Annotated in this window: 16 protein-coding genes; 4 read left to right on the top strand and 12 right to left on the bottom strand. The window is 44.9% G+C overall.

Annotated features, from left to right (window positions below; genetic code table 11):
- Positions 1-2: 2 nt before the first annotated feature.
- Positions 3-935, top strand: a complete 933-nt coding sequence (locus tag L3V23_RS00690) for a class I SAM-dependent methyltransferase (protein WP_102953041.1) — start codon at positions 3-5, stop codon at positions 933-935.
- A gap of 89 nt (positions 936-1,024) precedes the next feature.
- Here the strand turns inward: L3V23_RS00690 and L3V23_RS00685 are convergent, their stop codons facing one another.
- The 7 genes from L3V23_RS00685 to rbsD all read right to left on the bottom strand — a co-directional run bounded on the left by L3V23_RS00685 (position 1,025) and on the right by rbsD (position 7,593).
- On the bottom strand, positions 1,025-1,468 hold the full coding sequence (locus L3V23_RS00685; RefSeq protein WP_042482118.1) for an META domain-containing protein: 444 nt from the start codon (positions 1,466-1,468) through the stop codon (positions 1,025-1,027).
- A 164-nt stretch (positions 1,469-1,632) separates the two neighbouring features.
- Positions 1,633-2,634 (bottom strand): substrate-binding domain-containing protein, encoded by a 1,002-nt coding sequence (locus L3V23_RS00680; RefSeq protein ID WP_102953042.1) that lies wholly within the window; start codon positions 2,632-2,634, stop codon positions 1,633-1,635.
- 14 nt (positions 2,635-2,648) lie between these two features.
- Positions 2,649-3,569, bottom strand: coding sequence for a ribokinase (rbsK, locus tag L3V23_RS00675; RefSeq protein ID WP_042482122.1), 921 nt, complete (start codon positions 3,567-3,569; stop codon positions 2,649-2,651).
- Between the two features lie 149 nt (positions 3,570-3,718).
- Complete coding sequence (rbsB, locus tag L3V23_RS00670; RefSeq protein ID WP_102941729.1) at positions 3,719-4,597, bottom strand: ribose ABC transporter substrate-binding protein RbsB; 879 nt, start codon at positions 4,595-4,597, stop codon at positions 3,719-3,721.
- 57 nt (positions 4,598-4,654) lie between these two features.
- Positions 4,655-5,638 carry a ribose ABC transporter permease gene (gene rbsC / locus L3V23_RS00665; protein ID WP_042482126.1) on the bottom strand — a complete coding sequence of 328 codons (984 nt, stop codon included), beginning with the start codon at positions 5,636-5,638 and terminating at the stop codon, positions 4,655-4,657.
- Positions 5,635-7,140: a ribose ABC transporter ATP-binding protein RbsA gene (rbsA, locus tag L3V23_RS00660; RefSeq protein ID WP_102953045.1), complete on the bottom strand. Its 1,506-nt coding sequence runs from the start codon at positions 7,138-7,140 to the stop codon at positions 5,635-5,637. Before rbsA ends, rbsC begins: the two co-directional genes overlap by 4 nt.
- A gap of 33 nt (positions 7,141-7,173) precedes the next feature.
- A complete protein-coding gene (gene rbsD / locus L3V23_RS00655) occupies positions 7,174-7,593 on the bottom strand; it encodes a D-ribose pyranase (protein ID WP_237291791.1) in 420 nt (139 codons plus the stop codon).
- A 391-nt stretch (positions 7,594-7,984) separates the two neighbouring features.
- Here rbsD and L3V23_RS00650 point away from each other — a divergent pair, with 391 nt between their 5' ends.
- Positions 7,985-8,233 (top strand): DUF1289 domain-containing protein, encoded by a 249-nt coding sequence (locus L3V23_RS00650; RefSeq protein ID WP_237291790.1) that lies wholly within the window; start codon positions 7,985-7,987, stop codon positions 8,231-8,233.
- Between the two features lie 22 nt (positions 8,234-8,255).
- On the opposite strand, the gene L3V23_RS00645 is transcribed toward L3V23_RS00650, so the two are convergent.
- From L3V23_RS00645 to L3V23_RS00630, 4 genes are all read right to left on the bottom strand, one after another.
- On the bottom strand, positions 8,256-8,483 hold the full coding sequence (locus L3V23_RS00645; protein ID WP_042482134.1) for a hypothetical protein: 228 nt from the start codon (positions 8,481-8,483) through the stop codon (positions 8,256-8,258).
- A 177-nt stretch (positions 8,484-8,660) separates the two neighbouring features.
- Positions 8,661-9,758, bottom strand: coding sequence for an ABC transporter permease (locus L3V23_RS00640; RefSeq protein WP_237291789.1), 1,098 nt, complete (start codon positions 9,756-9,758; stop codon positions 8,661-8,663).
- Positions 9,755-10,681 carry an ABC transporter ATP-binding protein gene (locus tag L3V23_RS00635; RefSeq protein WP_237291788.1) on the bottom strand — a complete coding sequence of 309 codons (927 nt, stop codon included), beginning with the start codon at positions 10,679-10,681 and terminating at the stop codon, positions 9,755-9,757. Before L3V23_RS00635 ends, L3V23_RS00640 begins: the two co-directional genes overlap by 4 nt.
- A gap of 8 nt (positions 10,682-10,689) precedes the next feature.
- Positions 10,690-11,598, bottom strand: a complete 909-nt coding sequence (locus L3V23_RS00630) for an HlyD family efflux transporter periplasmic adaptor subunit (protein WP_237291947.1) — start codon at positions 11,596-11,598, stop codon at positions 10,690-10,692.
- A 342-nt stretch (positions 11,599-11,940) separates the two neighbouring features.
- Between L3V23_RS00630 and L3V23_RS00625 the strand changes: the two genes are divergently transcribed.
- Together L3V23_RS00625 and L3V23_RS00620 are read left to right on the top strand one after the other, a co-directional pair.
- Positions 11,941-14,826 carry a polysaccharide lyase family 8 super-sandwich domain-containing protein gene (locus tag L3V23_RS00625; protein ID WP_237291787.1) on the top strand — a complete coding sequence of 962 codons (2,886 nt, stop codon included), beginning with the start codon at positions 11,941-11,943 and terminating at the stop codon, positions 14,824-14,826.
- A gap of 194 nt (positions 14,827-15,020) precedes the next feature.
- Positions 15,021-15,185 carry a hypothetical protein gene (locus L3V23_RS00620; RefSeq protein ID WP_167828594.1) on the top strand — a complete coding sequence of 55 codons (165 nt, stop codon included), beginning with the start codon at positions 15,021-15,023 and terminating at the stop codon, positions 15,183-15,185.
- Between the two features lie 29 nt (positions 15,186-15,214).
- Here the strand turns inward: L3V23_RS00620 and L3V23_RS00615 are convergent, their stop codons facing one another.
- On the bottom strand, positions 15,215-15,892 hold the full coding sequence (locus L3V23_RS00615) for a hypothetical protein (RefSeq protein ID WP_237291786.1): 678 nt from the start codon (positions 15,890-15,892) through the stop codon (positions 15,215-15,217).
- Positions 15,893-15,913: the final 21 nt, after the last annotated feature.

The following is a 15,913-nucleotide window of genomic DNA, read 5'->3' as shown; positions in this document are numbered from 1 at the left end:
TTATGCAACTTTCAGCTTTACCCGTTTTTTTTGAAGAGCTTAATGCTCAGCTCACACAAGCCCCTGATGAAGTTCGTCGACTGTTTCATGGTCGAGGTCAACGTTGGGAAGGCTTGGAGCAAATTACTTGTGACTGGCTACAGGGACAACTGGTTGTAAACTTGTTCAAAGAAGTGGAAGAAGAGTTTCTTCAAGCACTCGAACAAGGTTTGCAAGCGTTATCGCAATCATCCTTATGGCAACAGCGAAACGGCAGCTGTATTTTGCTTCAACACCGTTACGCTGACGGAGCTCCTTCCCAAGTACTTTGGGGAGAGTTGAATTCAAGACCTGTTGTGGTTGAAAGTGGTTTGAAGTATCAGCTTGATATTGGCAGAAACCAAAACTTTGGCTTGTTCCTCGATATGCGTTTAGGCCGAGACTGGGTGAGAGAACACGCCAAACATAAGAACGTACTTAACTTGTTTGCTTACACCTGTGGATTTTCCGTGGCAGCGATAGCGGGTGGGGCCGATAAAGTCGTCAATGTCGATATGGCAAAAGGTTCTTTGTCGAAAGGGCGAGAAAACCATCTGATTAATGATCACAATGTCAGTAAAGTGAGTTTCCTAGGACACGATATCTTTAAATCGTGGGGGAAAATCAAAAAAGCTGGACCTTATGATCTGATCGTTATTGACCCGCCTTCTTTTCAGAAAGGTAGCTTTGCGTTGACTAAAGATTACCAAAGAATTCTTCGTCGTCTTCCAGAACTATTGACGGAAGGAGGGGAAGTGTTGGCTTGCGTTAACTCGCCAATGGTAAGCAGTGATTTTCTGATTGACGGAATGAAAGCTGAAGCTCCAGATTTGAACTTCCAATATCGTCTCGATAACCCGCCAGAGTTTGCAGATATCAATTCTGAGTCAGCACTGAAAGCCTTAGTATTTAGCTAGCGGACGTTTAGATGTGCGTTTAAACCGAAAACAAAAATAGCAGCCAATGGCTGCTATTTTTTATGATTCACTTATGTGTTTATAAACGCTTAATTCATATGGTCGCTAAGTTTAAATGTCAGTGTGTGGACATCGTTTTTCAGTACCAATGAATCTTTCGTTAGCGTCATATCGCTCCAATCTTGTAGCGTTTGAGAAACTGCTTGTTCGGTATCCATGATGTCACCGATACACATCTTCATGGTTTTGCCCATTTTCTCAATACGGAACTTGTTGTCTTTCACTTCCGCTTGGCCGAAAAAGTTGTTGCAGCCAGCGTTACCATTGGCAATCATTTTTTCGCCAATTTCTAGGTTAGGAGTTCTTAAGCGTTCATTCTTCACTACGTCTTTACCATCAACTTGAGTAAGTTCCCAGTTGTGGTGTTGTAGGTCTTGAGCCGTAATTTGCACTTCATCACCAGTACTTTGACAAGCCGTTAGAATTACAGGCAGCGTTACCGCTGCAAGTAGCGATTTTGAAATCAGCTTCATATGATTCACTCCGAATATGGAAATTCCGCTCAGTATAGTCAATAAAACACTGTTTTTGTCAGCATGAGGTCATAGATTGAGTCTCAAATCACATCAATCTGCTTGTTACTTATTGAAATGTATAAATATTGTTGGGTTGTCAATTGCCGTGTGTAAGACAATTCCTAAATTTGCTTAACACTTTTACGAACGATAAGTGTTGGTTCGAGTTGAATAATCTCAGGCTCATTGCTCAGCTTATTGATCTTTTTAAGCAGTGTATCAACAGCCGCTTTTCCTAAGCGGTATTTAGGCTGATGAATGGTGGTTAACGACGGAGACATAAACTTGGCAATGTGAATGTCATCGTAGCCTATGATGGAGATGTCATCCGGAATTGAGAGGTTGTTTTCATTTGCTGCGTTAATCACACCCATTGCCATCATGTCGTTACTCACAAAGAGAGCACTTGGCAACGAATTTAACTTCATCAGCTTGATAAACGTGTCGTAGCCCCCTTGGCACTCAAAGTTCGACTCCATGACCCATTCAGGGTGTATTTCCAAATTAGCTTCACGCAGCGCACGTTTGTAGCCTTCATAACGCATCTGTGCCTGATGATGATTCAAAGGCCCCGTAATACAGCCGATCTCTTTATGACCACTCTCAATCAGATGTTTGGTGGCCATGTACCCACCAAGCAGAGAGTTATCCTGAATCTTATCGCTGGAAAATAACATCGGCCCCCAATCCATCACCACGACAGGGATATCTGGGTAACGTTCAAACTCATCAATACGTTCACCCACCAATGTAGAACACATCAAAATAATACCGTCTACGCGTTTTTGCAGCAGGGTATTGATTGAGGCTTTCATGCGCTCGTGATCGCCTTCTGTGTTACACAGAATCAAGTTATAACCTTGTTGGTAACAGTTACGTTCGACACCTTTGACCACTTCACCAAAGAATGGGTTGGTTGATGTTGTCATCAACATTCCGATGGTTTTGGTGCGGTTCATTTTAAGGCTGCGAGCTAGAGCGGAAGGAGCGTAGTTGAGTTCTTGAGCGGCTTTGTTAACCCGTTCCGCAATCTCATCGCTTACGAAACGGGTTTTGTTGATCACATGGCTAACAGTCGATGTTGAAACTCCGGCGAGTTTTGCTAAATCCTTCATTGTTGCCATGTCATCAGTATCCTTTACTTTTGTTCAGCTAAGAATGCATCAACCTCAGAGCGTTGTGGAATAGAGGTTTGCGCGCCAAAACGGGTAACAGAAATCGCTGCGGCGGCGTGTGCAAATTTAATCGCTGATTCTAAAGGCATTTCTTCTAACAAGCCAGTAACAAAAGCGCCGTTAAAGGTATCGCCAGCTGCGGTTGTGTCGGTCGCTTTTACTCTGAATCCCGGAATAATGACGCCTTTACCATTCTGACTCAACCAAACGCCTTTGGCTCCGAGAGTAATCATGACAGTTTCGATCCCCTTACTATGAAGAATATCCGCCGCTTTTTGTGCTGATTCATCGTCGGAGACGGTGATGCCTGTCAGCACTTCAGCTTCAGTTTCGTTCGGAGTAATGATATCGACGCAGCTAAGCAGTTCATCTGGCAATTCACGTGCAGGGGCAGGGTTTAGAATCACCTGAGTTTGCGCACTTTTTGCCACTTGAACGGCTTGGATAATACCGTCTAGCGGTGTTTCAAGTTGAGCAAGGAAGTATTGTGCATTACGTATTTGGTCAAGATGCGGCTCAATGGCTTCTGCGGTGAGCTTTGCATTCGCTTCGGCAGAAATACAGATGCTGTTTTCACCGCTGTCAGAAACCTGAATCATCGCGATACCAGTAGGGCAGTTTGGTTGTAGCTTGACCCCTGATACGTTAATGCCATCGACTTTAAAGCTTTCGCGAATGTTAATGCCAAACGAGTCATCACCCACACAAGCAATAAAACCGACATCGGCTTTCAAACGAGCAGCCGCTACAGCTTGGTTTGCGCCTTTGCCTCCTGGGATAACTTGGTAATTGCGGCCGTGAAGTGTTTCGCCTGGGCGAGGAAAAGTCGGTACTTGAAGAACGTGGTCTGCATTGACACTACCGAATACCACCAACTTATTCATAGAAGAAGTCCTCAGTGTTTTAGGAATAAAAAAGAGAGGTTTAAAGTCTTTATTTACTTAACACGTTAAAGTTTAAAACATTAAAGCTGTCTTTTTTCACCCTCCCCGTGAGGAGAGGGTGTGATTAGCAATTAAGTATTGATACGCAATTACTTAGTGATAACTTTTAGTGGAACTGGGATGTACTCTTCCACTTTTTCGCCTTTCAGTACTTTGTCAGCGGTTTCTACACCTAACGCACCGATCATATCTGGTTGTTGAGCAACCGTTGCTGCCAGTTTGCCACGTTCTACCGCTGCAATACCGTCGTCTGTGCCGTCAAAACCAACAATCATTACGTTTTTACCAGAAGCCTGAACTGCGCGAAGTGCGCCTAGTGCCATTTCGTCGTTCTGTGCAAATACCGCTTCAACATCTGGGTTCGCTGCTAGTAGGTTTTCCATTACGTTCAGACCTTTAGTGCGGTCGAAGTCGGCTGGTTGGCTAGCAAGTAGCTGCATTTGGCTGCCTTTAACTGCGTTCATAAAGCCTTCACCACGCTCACGCGCCGCAGAAGTACCAGCAATACCTTCCAGTTGAATAACTTTGGCTTTCTCACCCACTTTTTCCATGATGAAGTGACCTGCCATTTCGCCGCCAACAATGTTGTCAGATGCAATGTGACTCACTACGTCACCACGGCTTGCACCACGGTCCAGAGTCAATACTGGAATCTTAGCGTTGTTTGCAATGCGAATTGCGTTCGATACCGCATCTGAATCCGTTGGGTTGATTAGGATTGCTTTCACACCACGAACAGTAAGGTCTTCCACGTTTGAAAGCTCTTTACTTGGGTCGTTTTGTGAATCTAAAACGATAATGTTATAGCCGAGCTCTTTTGCTTTTGCTTCTGCGCCATCTTTCATCGTAACGAAGAATGGGTTGTTCAGCGTAGAGACGACAATTGCCATCGTATCTTGCGCGTATGCAGAGACAGAAACAGAGGTTGATAACAGTGCAGCTGAAATCAGAGTTGCCAATTTTTTCATTTTAATTTCCTTATGCTGGGGGAGACCTAACCGAAATTAGGTCTGTTGTTTCACGGGTTATTTGTTTTTGTTGTCTACAAGTACTGCAAGCAGGATAACCACTGCTTTTGCAATCATTTGGTAGTAAGAAGACACATCTAGTAGGTTTAGTGCGTTGTTCAGGAAGCCGATAATCAAAGCACCAATCAGTGTGCCCATGATCTTACCGCGACCGCCCAGTAGGCTTGTTCCGCCTAACACTACCGCTGCAATAGCATCAAGCTCATAGCCCATGCCTGCAGTAGGTTGTGCAGACGATAGACGTGATGTCACGATGATGCCCGCTAGAGCTGCAAGAAGACCACAGATTGCGTAAACGCCGATTTTGACTTTGTCTACGTTGATACCTGAAAGACGTGTCGCTGATTCGTTACCGCCTGACGCATATACGTAGCGGCCAAAACGAGTGTGATTTAGAAGGTACCAAGCTGCGGCAAATACGATTGCCATCAACCATACCGGAACTGGAATACCTAGCATGTAGCCTGTACCAAACCATGCAAATGCATCCGCAGTATCGGTAAAGCCAGTAGAGATTGGTCGACCGTCGGTGTAAACCATGGTCACACCGCGTAGTAAAGTCATGGTAACTAGGGTTGCGATAAACGCCTGAACCTTACCTTTGGCAATCACGAAACCACTGATTGCCCCTAGTGCAGCTCCTGCGATAAGTGCTGTTGGTACAGCGATTAATACCGGAACTTCAATAGCTATAAGGCTTGCGGCAAAAGCGCCACAAAGAGCAAGTACAGAACCGACACTCAGGTCGATACCGCCAGTCAGAATAACTAACGTCATACCTACGGCGATGATGGCGTTTACCGATGTCTGACGAAGAATATTCATCAGGTTATCCATGGTAAAAAAGTTTGGGTTTAAAAAAGAGACAACCACGATCAGAAACAGCAAAGCGATAAGTGATTTCTGTTCGATCAGCCATTCTTTACTCAGCAACTTCTTTTCGCTGACAGAATTTGTTTTATTCATAGTGTTAGTACTCATGCTGCTTCCTCGTTCACCGTTTTACCGACGGCACACGCTAATAGATTTTCTTGGTTGGCGTCTTTAGCTGAAAACTCGCCGCTGATTCGACCTTCATGCATCACCAAGATGCGGTCACTCATACCCAAGACTTCTGGCATTTCTGAAGACACCAAAATGATACTCATGCCTTCTGCTTTGAACTTATTGATTAACTGATAGATTTCTTTCTTTGCGCCTACATCAACACCGCGAGTTGGCTCGTCAAGAATCAATACTTTTGGACGGGTCATTAAACCTTTAGCGATAGCCACTTTTTGTTGGTTACCACCAGACAAATTGCCAATGATCTGATTTCTCGATGGTGTTTTGATATTGAAGAGCTGGATAAAGTCTTCCACTGCAATGGCTTCATCGTTGTGTTGCAGCTGAATACCTTTAGAGAGCTTATCTAATGCGCAAAGCGACATGTTTTCTTTCACTGAAAGCCCTAATACCAGGCCGTCACCTTTACGGTCTTCAGAAATATATGCGATACCGTTAGCCAAACCGTCTTGAGGAGTGACTGGGTTTATAGTGCGTCCATCTAAATTAATTACGCCACGTTCTGAAGGTAGAGCGCCGTAAATGACTTTCATCAATTCAGTTCGACCCGCGCCCATTAAGCCAGAAACACCAAGGATTTCGCCTTTTTTGAGTGTAAAGCTGACGTCGTGAACACCGGAGCCTGTTAAACCAATCACTTCTAAGCAAGTATCGCCGTGTTTAACGTCAATACGTGGGTATTGCTCTTCAAGTTTACGGCCAACCATCATTTCAATCAGGCCATCTTCGTTGATGTCAGTAACAGGGCATTCGCCTATAAACTTGCCATCACGCAGTACCGTTACGTCATCACAAATTTCAAATATCTCTTTCAAACGGTGAGAGATATAGACAATGCCGCAACCTTGTTCACGCAGTTCGTTGATTACTTTGAACAACGACTCTGTTTCAGTATCTGTAAGCGCATCAGTAGGTTCATCCATGATGATGACTTTTGATTCGAACGATAACGCTTTGGCGATTTCTACCATCTGCTGTTCGCCAAGACTCAGCGCGCCTAACTGAGTTTTAGAACTGTATTTTACGTTCAGGCGAGCGAGTAACTTGTCCGCTTGCTGATACATTTCATTCCACAGGATGCGGCCCATAGGGCTGGTTTTTTCGCGACCGAGAAAGATGTTTTCAGCAATCGTCAGTTCTGGGATCAGGTTAAGTTCTTGGTGGATAATACTGATACCAGCTTGCTGAGAATCTCGTGGTCCTTTAAACGACGCAGGTTGTCCTTGATATTGAATGTCACCGGCATCTTTGGTGTAGATGCCTGTTAACACTTTCATCAAGGTTGATTTGCCAGCGCCATTCTCGCCCATAAGCGCCATGACACGGCTGGGATAAACATTCAGACCGGCTTGGTCGAGCGCTTTAACCCCCGGGAAGGCTTTATCAATGTTGCTTAGCGCTAAAATTGGTTGAGTCATGCTCTTTCCTCAATTGTTGAGTGGGAGATGGAATTAAAAAACCACACCAGCTTGGAAAATGACGTTTGCGTACGGGGTACATTCGCCCGTTCTGATAACCGCACGGCTATCTTGAGTGCGTACTTTGAATTCTTCGTGCGACACGTAAGCAATATTGATGGCTTTGCCACAGCGTGACTCTTCGTTTTTGAGTTCTTGAAGTAAAGCAGCATGAAGCTCTGGGCTAACCTGAGAAAATTCACTGGCCATTACGACACCTTCAATTTGAGACTCAGAAAGAATGACGCGAACGGTGTCTAAGAAACTCGGCAGACCATGAGTCAAGGCTAAATCGATGCGTTGTGTTTCGTCCGGAATCGGTAAACCAGCATCGCAAATAGTGATCTCATCGGTATGACCTAGTGTTGCCGTCAAGTAAGAGAGTTCTGAGTTCAGTAGGGCGCTTTTTTTCATTGTTTTACCTATGTAATCGCAAATGTTTTGTCTTTGGAACAAGGTGTTTTTATCGCTTTAACGGTAAAAAAACAGTTCATCGAAACGTTTCGATGAAATCTAGGCCATTAAATTGAAGTTGAACAGTGAGAGAAATATCTTGTGTGATAATGATCGACGAATTTTATTGATAGGATGAAGATTAGGTGATCAAAATCACTTTGTTTACCACTTTAATGCACCTGAATCGGGCAAACTTGCGCAGGAATCGCTGAATCACACAGATTGGTTAGAATTTGTTGATTGAAAGTTCCCTTTTCTATACTTATAACTGTAAACACAAGCCAGAAGTAACCTCGTTGAGGCTTAAGATAAGGCTTGATGACTCAATCACCGAACAGAAGGAATACTCATGGAGCAGCTTGAATTTTTTACTGTGCCCAGTCCTTGTATTGGTGTTTGCTCAATGGACGAGAAAGGGTATTGCAGAGGGTGCATGCGCAAGCGTGAAGAAAGATTTGGTTGGTTGGAGATGACGCCAGCTCAGCAAATTCACGTCATCAAACTGTGCAGGCAACGTTATCGCCGAAAAATAGCGCAAAACAAAGCATTAAACGAAGGGGCTCCCGAATCCGAGAGCCCGCAACAACCATTGTTTTAGGACGATGTAATAAAGACTTGGCCTATTTTAAAGACCAAAGATCACTGACCCAGCCACCAGCGTGAGCGTCGAAGTGCACTCCGCTAAATTTGCTGTTCACATCTTTAAAAGGTTCTGAATTACGTTGTTCGGACATGATTGCTCGTATATGGCAAGCCATTGGGTCAGTAGGATCCGCGTTGGATGCTTGTGTTCTGATAGCAACTTCTTTGATGAGCTGCAAACGGTAGCTGTTACTCGCGCGTTTCATTTTGACCTCCGTAAACGATGTGACCATTAAAAAAGTTAGGATCTGCTCATTTTTTAGTCAACGCAGATCCTCCCATATTTTTTCTAATGCGTAATCGTTCACAAAGTTGTTTGAGACACCATGCAAGCATTAATCAATTATGAGTTGCGACAGATTCTCACAACATAATGCTTCGCGCTAATCCAAGGATTTTTTGAATCTCAAAGACGCGATAACCAGCCCTAATAAAGTAAATCCTGCCAGCCAAAGCGTGTCTTTCCAGAGGTCTGTCAAGTCTGCCCCTCTTAACACAATCCCCCGAATCAAGCGCATAAAATGGGTTGCCGGTAATACTTCTGATATCCATTGCGCGGCGACGGGCATTCCCTCATATGGAAACATAAAACCCGAAAGCAAAATGGAAGGCAGGAGGATAAACACCGTCATTTGCATGGCTTGAAGTTGAGTATTTGCCAGCGTTGAAATCATCAAACCGAGAGTTAAGCTTGCGGAAATAAACAACAAGGTACCAAATAAAATCTGGCTGATATCACCGTTAATGGGTACTGCAAAAATGTAGTGCCCTAAGCCGAGAATAATGAACACCTGAATCAGACCAACAAAGATATACGGAACAATTTTCGCAACCATCAGTTCGATAGGGTGTATTGGCGTTGTGATCAGCAGTTCCAAATTGCCTCGTTCTCTTTCTCTAACGATTGCAGCGCTGGTAAAGAGGATCATCGTCATGGTCAATATGACGCCCAAAAGACCGGGAACAATATTGACGGCCGAGCGGCGACTCGGGTTATACAGCAAAGTCACCTCAAATGTGGACGTGCTTGCAGGTTTGATTTTGAAATCAAAATCAGTGAGAGGCATGGCTCTAAGACCTAGGATAGATCCTGCGATAATGGTGTCCGAACCATCGACCAACCATTGTCCCAATTCTCTGCCTTGCTGCAAACGTTGAAGTAAGTCTTTTGGCAAGATCAAAGCCGCACGAACTTCTCCCTGTTCAATGGCTTGCTCTGCATGTTTGGCGGTCGGGTACTGCTTAGTTACAGTAACCACTTGGGTCGCTTTGATTGATTCTGTAAGTAAGCGCCCAAATGCGCTCTGACTTTGGTCGACGACAGCAACGGGGATGTTGCGAACATCCGTATTAATGGCAAACCCAAATAACAACAACTGAATCAGAGGAATCATGACCACCATGCCAAACGTGATACGGTCACGGGATAACTGGCGCAGTTCCTTGATCATTACGGCTTTCATTCGAAACAGACTATTCATTGGCGGCCTTTCCCTGTGACTGAGACAAATACATCTTCCAAGCTAGGGCGGGCAATTGTCAGCTCGGCGTTGGCTAAACTCGGTTCGACGGATTTGAGCCATTCGATTGGATGGGTGACTTCGCGATGAATAAGCACACGCAGTCGAACACCAAGTTGCGCCGCTGAGCGAACTTGCGGATATGATGTTAACGATTCTTTGAGTTTGCGAAGATTCGGCGCTTTTACTTCAACAATATTCACGCCCATTTGCTGCATGAGTTTTTCCGGCTCGTCATCAGCGCGAATTTCACCAGACTCCATAATCGCAAGCCTATGGCAGCGTTCCGCTTCGTCCATGTAATGGGTAGTAACTAGAATGGTTGTGCCTTGAGAGGAGAGATCAAATAGCTGTTCCCAGAACTCGCGGCGGTTTTCAGGGTCAACCGCAGAGGTCGGTTCATCCAGAAACAGTAGCTCAGGATTATGCATAGTGGCTGCTGCGAGAGCGAGACGTTGTTTTTGTCCGCCACTCATACTTGATACACGCTGTTTTCTGCGTTCATCTAAGCCGTAAGTTTTTAGCTGTTCGTTGGTTCGTTGTGTGAGCGCTTTTCGGTTCATACCAAAAATCTGCCCCATAAACTGCAAATTTTCCTCAACGGTGAGTTCGTCGTAGAGAGAAAATTTTTGCGTCATATAACCAATTTTCAAACGCAGTTGTTCTGATTGTCTGGGAATCTCTAAGCCCAAAACATTAACAGAACCAGAAGTCGGGCTAAGTAAGCCGGTGAGCACTCGGATGGTAGTTGATTTACCGCAGCCATTCGGGCCTAAAAAGCCATATATACTGCCTTTTGGGACGCTTAAATTGATGCCTTCTATTGCAGTAAAATCGCCAAATTTTTTAACGACTTGCTCTGCGTGAATTGCGTAATCCGTCATCATCGCTCCTAGGGCAAATCTACTTGAGCGGGAATGCCTGATGGCAAGTTTTGCGCATCATCGGATAAATCAATTTCTGCCAGATACATTAATCGCGCTCGTTCATTTTCTGTCAGCGCGTAGTAAGGCGTAAATGAAGGTTCATTCGCTATCCAGCGCACAGTGCCTTGGTAAGTTTGTTCTACACCATCCACATGCACTTGTAAGCTTGTTCCCTGTGTTAACTTAACCCGAAAAGGTTCTGGTACGTATACACGAGCAAACGGCGAATTGTCCGCTTGCACAACAGCAACGATACTGCCGACAGAAACCCGTTCCCCTAAGTTGTAAGGCAGATTATCAAGCACACCATCACGCGTGGATACAATGGTCAACTCGTCGAGCTTCTGTTGTTGCACAGCAGAGTTAGCAATCGCTGCATCAAGTTCAGCTTTCGCCTGCTCAATATCTTCTACGCGAGCACCTGCGGTGAGTTTTGCAAATTCTTCTTTCGCCGAGTCTAGTTCGGCTCTGGCTGAATCTCTGGCAGACAGGGCTGTATCTTTTTCAGATTCACTGATGAGATTTTTCGACACCAGTTCTGCTTTTCGGCGATAGTTTTTGTTGGCTTCAGTCAATTTTGCCGTTGCTAAGGTGACTTTAGCTTGTGCTACCGCGATATCTTCTGGTCGTTCACCATTGGTCAGTTTGGTCAGATAAGCATTGGCTTTTGCTTGCTGGGCAATGGCTTGGGCAAGCATCGCTTCTTGGCTGGTACTATCTAACCTAACCAAGATGTCGCCTATTTTTACTTGGCTACCTTCCTTCACTGGAAGCTCTCTGATGATTTCATTGCTGGTGGCAGAAAAGGTTACTCTGTCTCGTTCTAGAGTCCCGAGAGCTTGTGAGCCTTCGTCAGCAGTACAAGCAACAAGCATCGGAAGTAGGAGCAACAATGCGCCGAGTGATTTCATAACAGGCTCCTTAGAAGTCCAAGAATTAACTGAATCGTATAAGTTTATGTTCATTAAGGGCTTTATTGCACTCATTATTCACAAAGGGTGTGAGCTGTGAAACCGCATTTTATGCAATCAAATTAATACTACATGGCTAACTTGGCAATGCTGATTTTGATTGAATATGCTTCGCAGTTATTTATTGAACATCTAACCAATTTTCATAATCAGTCTCAGAAAACCAAAGAGTCAGTAACGTACGGTTTAGCTTCCTTTTTATGATGTGTTCCAGTTTGTCAACTGGTTAATAAATAAGGATAAAACGTGAAAAATTTCAAATATTCACTTTTAGCCATTTCGTTAATGGCGGTGATGAGTTGTAAAGAGAGTACTCCCTCCACAGAGGCTCAAAAGAATGTAAATGACGCTACCCAAGTGACTCAAAACAATGCAACTGAGCGTAAGGAGAGAAAAGCTAACGCCCAAGATTTTGCAACACTGAAGCAAAGGGTGATACCTGATTTCGTTGCAAGTTCAGAAGCTTCAGCGAAGAAGCAGGGTAAGACTCTGGCAGAATTGAGTGATGAATATCTGGCTTCGATTTCAGAGCAAGGCTCATGGGTGGATGTCAATTATCAACAAGTTGAAAAGCCGGGCTGGCAGCCGAGCTTGCATTTGGATCGATTAGTTGTCCTAGCGGCACAGTACAATAAAAATCCGACACCGGAACTGGGTAAAGCAGTGAGTAATGCACTCACATATTGGTTAGACGCAGATCCGAAAAGTTGGAACTGGTGGTGGCACGACATCGGTATTCCAAAACGTATAGGTTACAGTGCAGTCATGGCTAAAGATGCTTTGGATAGCGTTCTATTAGAACGTATTGCTCGCTATTTGCCTGATGCCCCAAATTTCTCTCCAAATAACCCTAACAGCCCGATTCCGAAAGCGGCGAACCGAACAGATATTGCTTTGGCGGTGTTAAACAGAGGTCTACTCACCGGAGATGCCGAAATGGTCGGCAAAGCTATTTCAGATATTGAAGACACTATAACGGTTAGCACGGCAGAAGGTATTCAACACGATTACTCGTTCCATCAGCACGGTCCACAGCTTTATACCTCGGGTTACGGTCCGGTATGGTTTGGTGCCGCAGCCAAATGGGCGAGCTTTGTGGATGGCTTACCATGGCAGTTTTCGGCAGAAAAAACAGAGATTCTCGTGTCGTACATGATGGATGGACAGCGTTGGTCCAAACGTCATGGACAGTGGGACTACAACACAATGAGCCGAGGAATTAGCCGAGTCAAAGCCACGGAATACATGGCGGAGGCTGCAAAGGCTCTTCCTGAAAACACACCTATGGATTTGATTGCGAAATGGGCTCCAGAACGTGCTAAGGATGCGGAAAACTTTAAACGCCATGAGTTTGGAGATGCCGGTTCAGGCTTGAATGGTTTTAAGCACTTCTGGCGCAGTGACTATTCAGTGAAATCTGCCGACGGGCATATGTTCAGTATCGGTATGAACTCGCAACGTGTTGAACCTGCCGAAGCGGGGAATGGCGAAAACTTGAAAGGATTCTGGCTAGGATTCGGCAGTACCTTCCTGTTGCAACGTGGTAACGAGTATCACAATATCTTTCCTGTTTGGGACTGGACACTTGTACCGGGTGTTACTGCACCTGAATACGTAGGACAAGCCGCAGATTGGGGTCGCATCATGCAGCCGGATGTGTCATTTGTTGGTGGCGTGTCTAACGGCAAGTTTGGCGTTACCGTGATGGATATGGATATCAACATACGCCATGCAGAAACGGCCCATTCAACTCAGCCAAATTTCTACAAGTACGGTGAAGGGAAAGGAAGAACAAAAGCCAAGAAAGCTTGGTTTAGTTTCTCGGACGAAGTGGTTGCACTTGGCGCAGGTATCTATTCAACCAACCATGAAAACGTCAATACCTCTGTTAACCAAGTTCTGCTCAATGGGCAGGTCACGGTTGATGGAAAGACGATTGAACATGGGCAACGTGCGCTTACTGACACTAAATGGGTTCACCACGACAACGTAGGTTACGTGTTCCCTGAAAACTGGCATGGCAAGCTTTCCAATCAGACACAATCTGGTGATTGGAACTCGATTCGCACTGCAAATAAGCCGGAATCAGTAAGTAAAGAAGTGTTTGCTTTGTCGATCAGTCATGGCTCCAAGCCCGAAAATCAAAACTATCAGTACATTGTTGTTCCGGGAACAAATGTTGAACAAGTCGCGGTTTATGCTTCGGACATTCCGGTATCGGTTCTGGCAAACAGTGAGAAGCTTCAAGCGGTTGTACATAAAGGTTTGAATGTGACGGGCATTGTTTTCCACCAAGCAGGGGAAGTAGAGCTGGGTGAAGGAACCTTTGTTAAAGCCAACCTTCCATCTGTGCTTATCCTTGATGAAAGCGGTGAAAAGCCTACCTTGAGCGTGTCCACTCCAGGTCAAAGTTTTGCGCCGCTTGAGCTGACGCTTGTGTCTGCTAAGTATGGAAATGTAACGCATTCAGTTCTGACTCCGAGTGGTGAGGCAGATACTGGAAAAACACTGACGTTTGCTTGGGATGAGAAGATTGATAACTCGTCTCGTCATTCAATGTTAGTACAGCAACAGAAAGTGTTAGCGAGTCAAAGTGAATTTGAACTGCTAGCCGCAGCGGATACGGAAGTTCAAGGCGGTCGCTATGCAGATGAAAACTTCGATATCGTTTCTCGCTGGGATTTGTATGTCGGTCAAATAACCGACAAAGAATCGCAAGATGCTAACGCTACCAAGACTTCAAAATCACTGCTTAAGTTCAACCTAGAACGATTAACGAATACGCCAGTTAAGAAAGCGACGTTGAAACTTCATGTCCGTGACTTTAGCGGCGCGACAGAGCAAATCATCAACTTACTTAAACTGGACAATATCGACTGGCACGAAAGTTACGTTACATGGAATGATGTTGATGGCACGGCATTGCCAACCAATCAGGCACTAACCATTAGTGACAAAGACAAGAAACAGTGGGTTGAGTTAGACGTGACAGAACTTGTTGAAATGGCTCGTAAGCAAGGTGTTTTAAGCTTGATGCTTGAGAATGCAAGCGAAGGCTTTGTCGCTTTCGGATCGGATGAAACCGAGCAAATTCCGATTCTAGCAATCGAACGAGTGGTAGATACGAAATAGCAGAGTGATGAACAACAAATAAATGTTGTTGAAGTACAAACGGTGGTCAATGACCACCGTTTTTTATCGTTATTACTTTGTTGCCATTCTTCCAATAACACAAAGCCTGTTTCGTCTGTTTTGGATCAAAGTAGAGTGGGTGGGTTGACGCTAAGGTAAACACAGTTTTCGCTGAGTTGAAGGAGACAACTTACATGAACAAATGTGGACAGTGCCGACAATTTTCCCGCACGCCCGACAATCAAAAAGATTTGTGTGGTGCATGGGAGCAGCCTACCTCTGCAACGAGAGCAGCTTGTGAGTACTTCATGCCGAAAAAGCCACTTCGCAATATGGAACCGATAACGAAGCAGCCTTAGCGTTCAGTATTCCTATTTATTAAATGCTTCTATTGCTTAGCTTCCAGTTTGTCCAGCAGCGCTTTTTTGGGTTTAGCCACTACGCCGTAAATGAAAGCAACTGGCAGGCCAACCGCCAAAAGCAGAATGATAGACACCACGATAATCAGGGTAATTATCAGTTTCCACATTACGTTATCCAACACATTCAATGAAATGCTTGGAATATGGTCTTTGGATACATCAAACAGCTTTTCAGTGTTGCTGACAAAATCAGGATACTGAGCCAGCATTTCGATAACGTCGTTGTTGATGGATTGAAGGCTAAGCGCAATTCCTGCTAACGAGTCGTTAACCTGAGGCAGTTCGCGAGCCGTGTTAGGAATAGTCTCCAGCATGGTATTCACAGAGTTGGTCAACTGAGTAGCACTACCAATCATTTCTGATAGCTTTTGTTGGTTCTCCGGCGACAGTTCCACATCACTTTTCGCTAAGGTGTCCAGTGAGCCAGACAAGGCTTGCATGGCTTCCGCTAACTGTTTAGTGGCTTCACCGACGGTGGTTAACTCAACATTGACTGAGTTGACTTTGACATCAAGAACCGGTGATTTAGCGGGTTTAGTTGCTTCTACTGACGGTGCTTCGGTTGCAAGAACAGAGGCGCTAACAAACATTGAGAATAGTAGCCCCAAAGTGGATAATCTGCGGGAGAGTGTGTTTGCTTTCATCATTTTGCCTTAGTACATGGG

The sequence above is a fragment of the Vibrio sp. A1-b2 genome, from assembly GCF_021726015.1.
GTDB classification, from domain to species: domain Bacteria; phylum Pseudomonadota; class Gammaproteobacteria; order Enterobacterales; family Vibrionaceae; genus Vibrio; species Vibrio diazotrophicus.
The sequence above is the reverse complement of the archived record's forward strand: the minus strand, read 5'-3'. Positions and strand labels throughout refer to the sequence as shown.

Coding starts and splice junctions, on each gene's coding strand:
- rbsC (WP_042482126.1), bottom strand. CDS start 5,638: ATGAGTACTAACACTATGAATAAAACAAATTCTGTCAGCGAAAAGAAG.
- rbsA (WP_102953045.1), bottom strand. CDS start 7,140: ATGACTCAACCAATTTTAGCGCTAAGCAACATTGATAAAGCCTTCCCG.
- L3V23_RS00680 (WP_102953042.1), bottom strand. CDS start 2,634: ATGGCAACAATGAAGGATTTAGCAAAACTCGCCGGAGTTTCAACATCG.
- rbsK (WP_042482122.1), bottom strand. CDS start 3,569: ATGAATAAGTTGGTGGTATTCGGTAGTGTCAATGCAGACCACGTTCTT.
- rbsB (WP_102941729.1), bottom strand. CDS start 4,597: ATGAAAAAATTGGCAACTCTGATTTCAGCTGCACTGTTATCAACCTCT.
- rbsD (WP_237291791.1), bottom strand. CDS start 7,593: ATGAAAAAAAGCGCCCTACTGAACTCAGAACTCTCTTACTTGACGGCA.
- L3V23_RS00620 (WP_167828594.1), top strand. CDS start 15,021: ATGAACAAATGTGGACAGTGCCGACAATTTTCCCGCACGCCCGACAAT.
- L3V23_RS00635 (WP_237291788.1), bottom strand. CDS start 10,681: ATGACGGATTACGCAATTCACGCAGAGCAAGTCGTTAAAAAATTTGGC.
- L3V23_RS00690 (WP_102953041.1), top strand. CDS start 3: ATGCAACTTTCAGCTTTACCCGTTTTTTTTGAAGAGCTTAATGCTCAG.
- L3V23_RS00650 (WP_237291790.1), top strand. CDS start 7,985: ATGGAGCAGCTTGAATTTTTTACTGTGCCCAGTCCTTGTATTGGTGTT.
- L3V23_RS00640 (WP_237291789.1), bottom strand. CDS start 9,758: ATGAATAGTCTGTTTCGAATGAAAGCCGTAATGATCAAGGAACTGCGC.
- L3V23_RS00685 (WP_042482118.1), bottom strand. CDS start 1,468: ATGAAGCTGATTTCAAAATCGCTACTTGCAGCGGTAACGCTGCCTGTA.
- L3V23_RS00630 (WP_237291947.1), bottom strand. CDS start 11,598: ATGCTTGTTGCTTGTACTGCTGACGAAGGCTCACAAGCTCTCGGGACT.
- L3V23_RS00615 (WP_237291786.1), bottom strand. CDS start 15,892: ATGAAAGCAAACACACTCTCCCGCAGATTATCCACTTTGGGGCTACTA.
- L3V23_RS00645 (WP_042482134.1), bottom strand. CDS start 8,483: ATGAAACGCGCGAGTAACAGCTACCGTTTGCAGCTCATCAAAGAAGTT.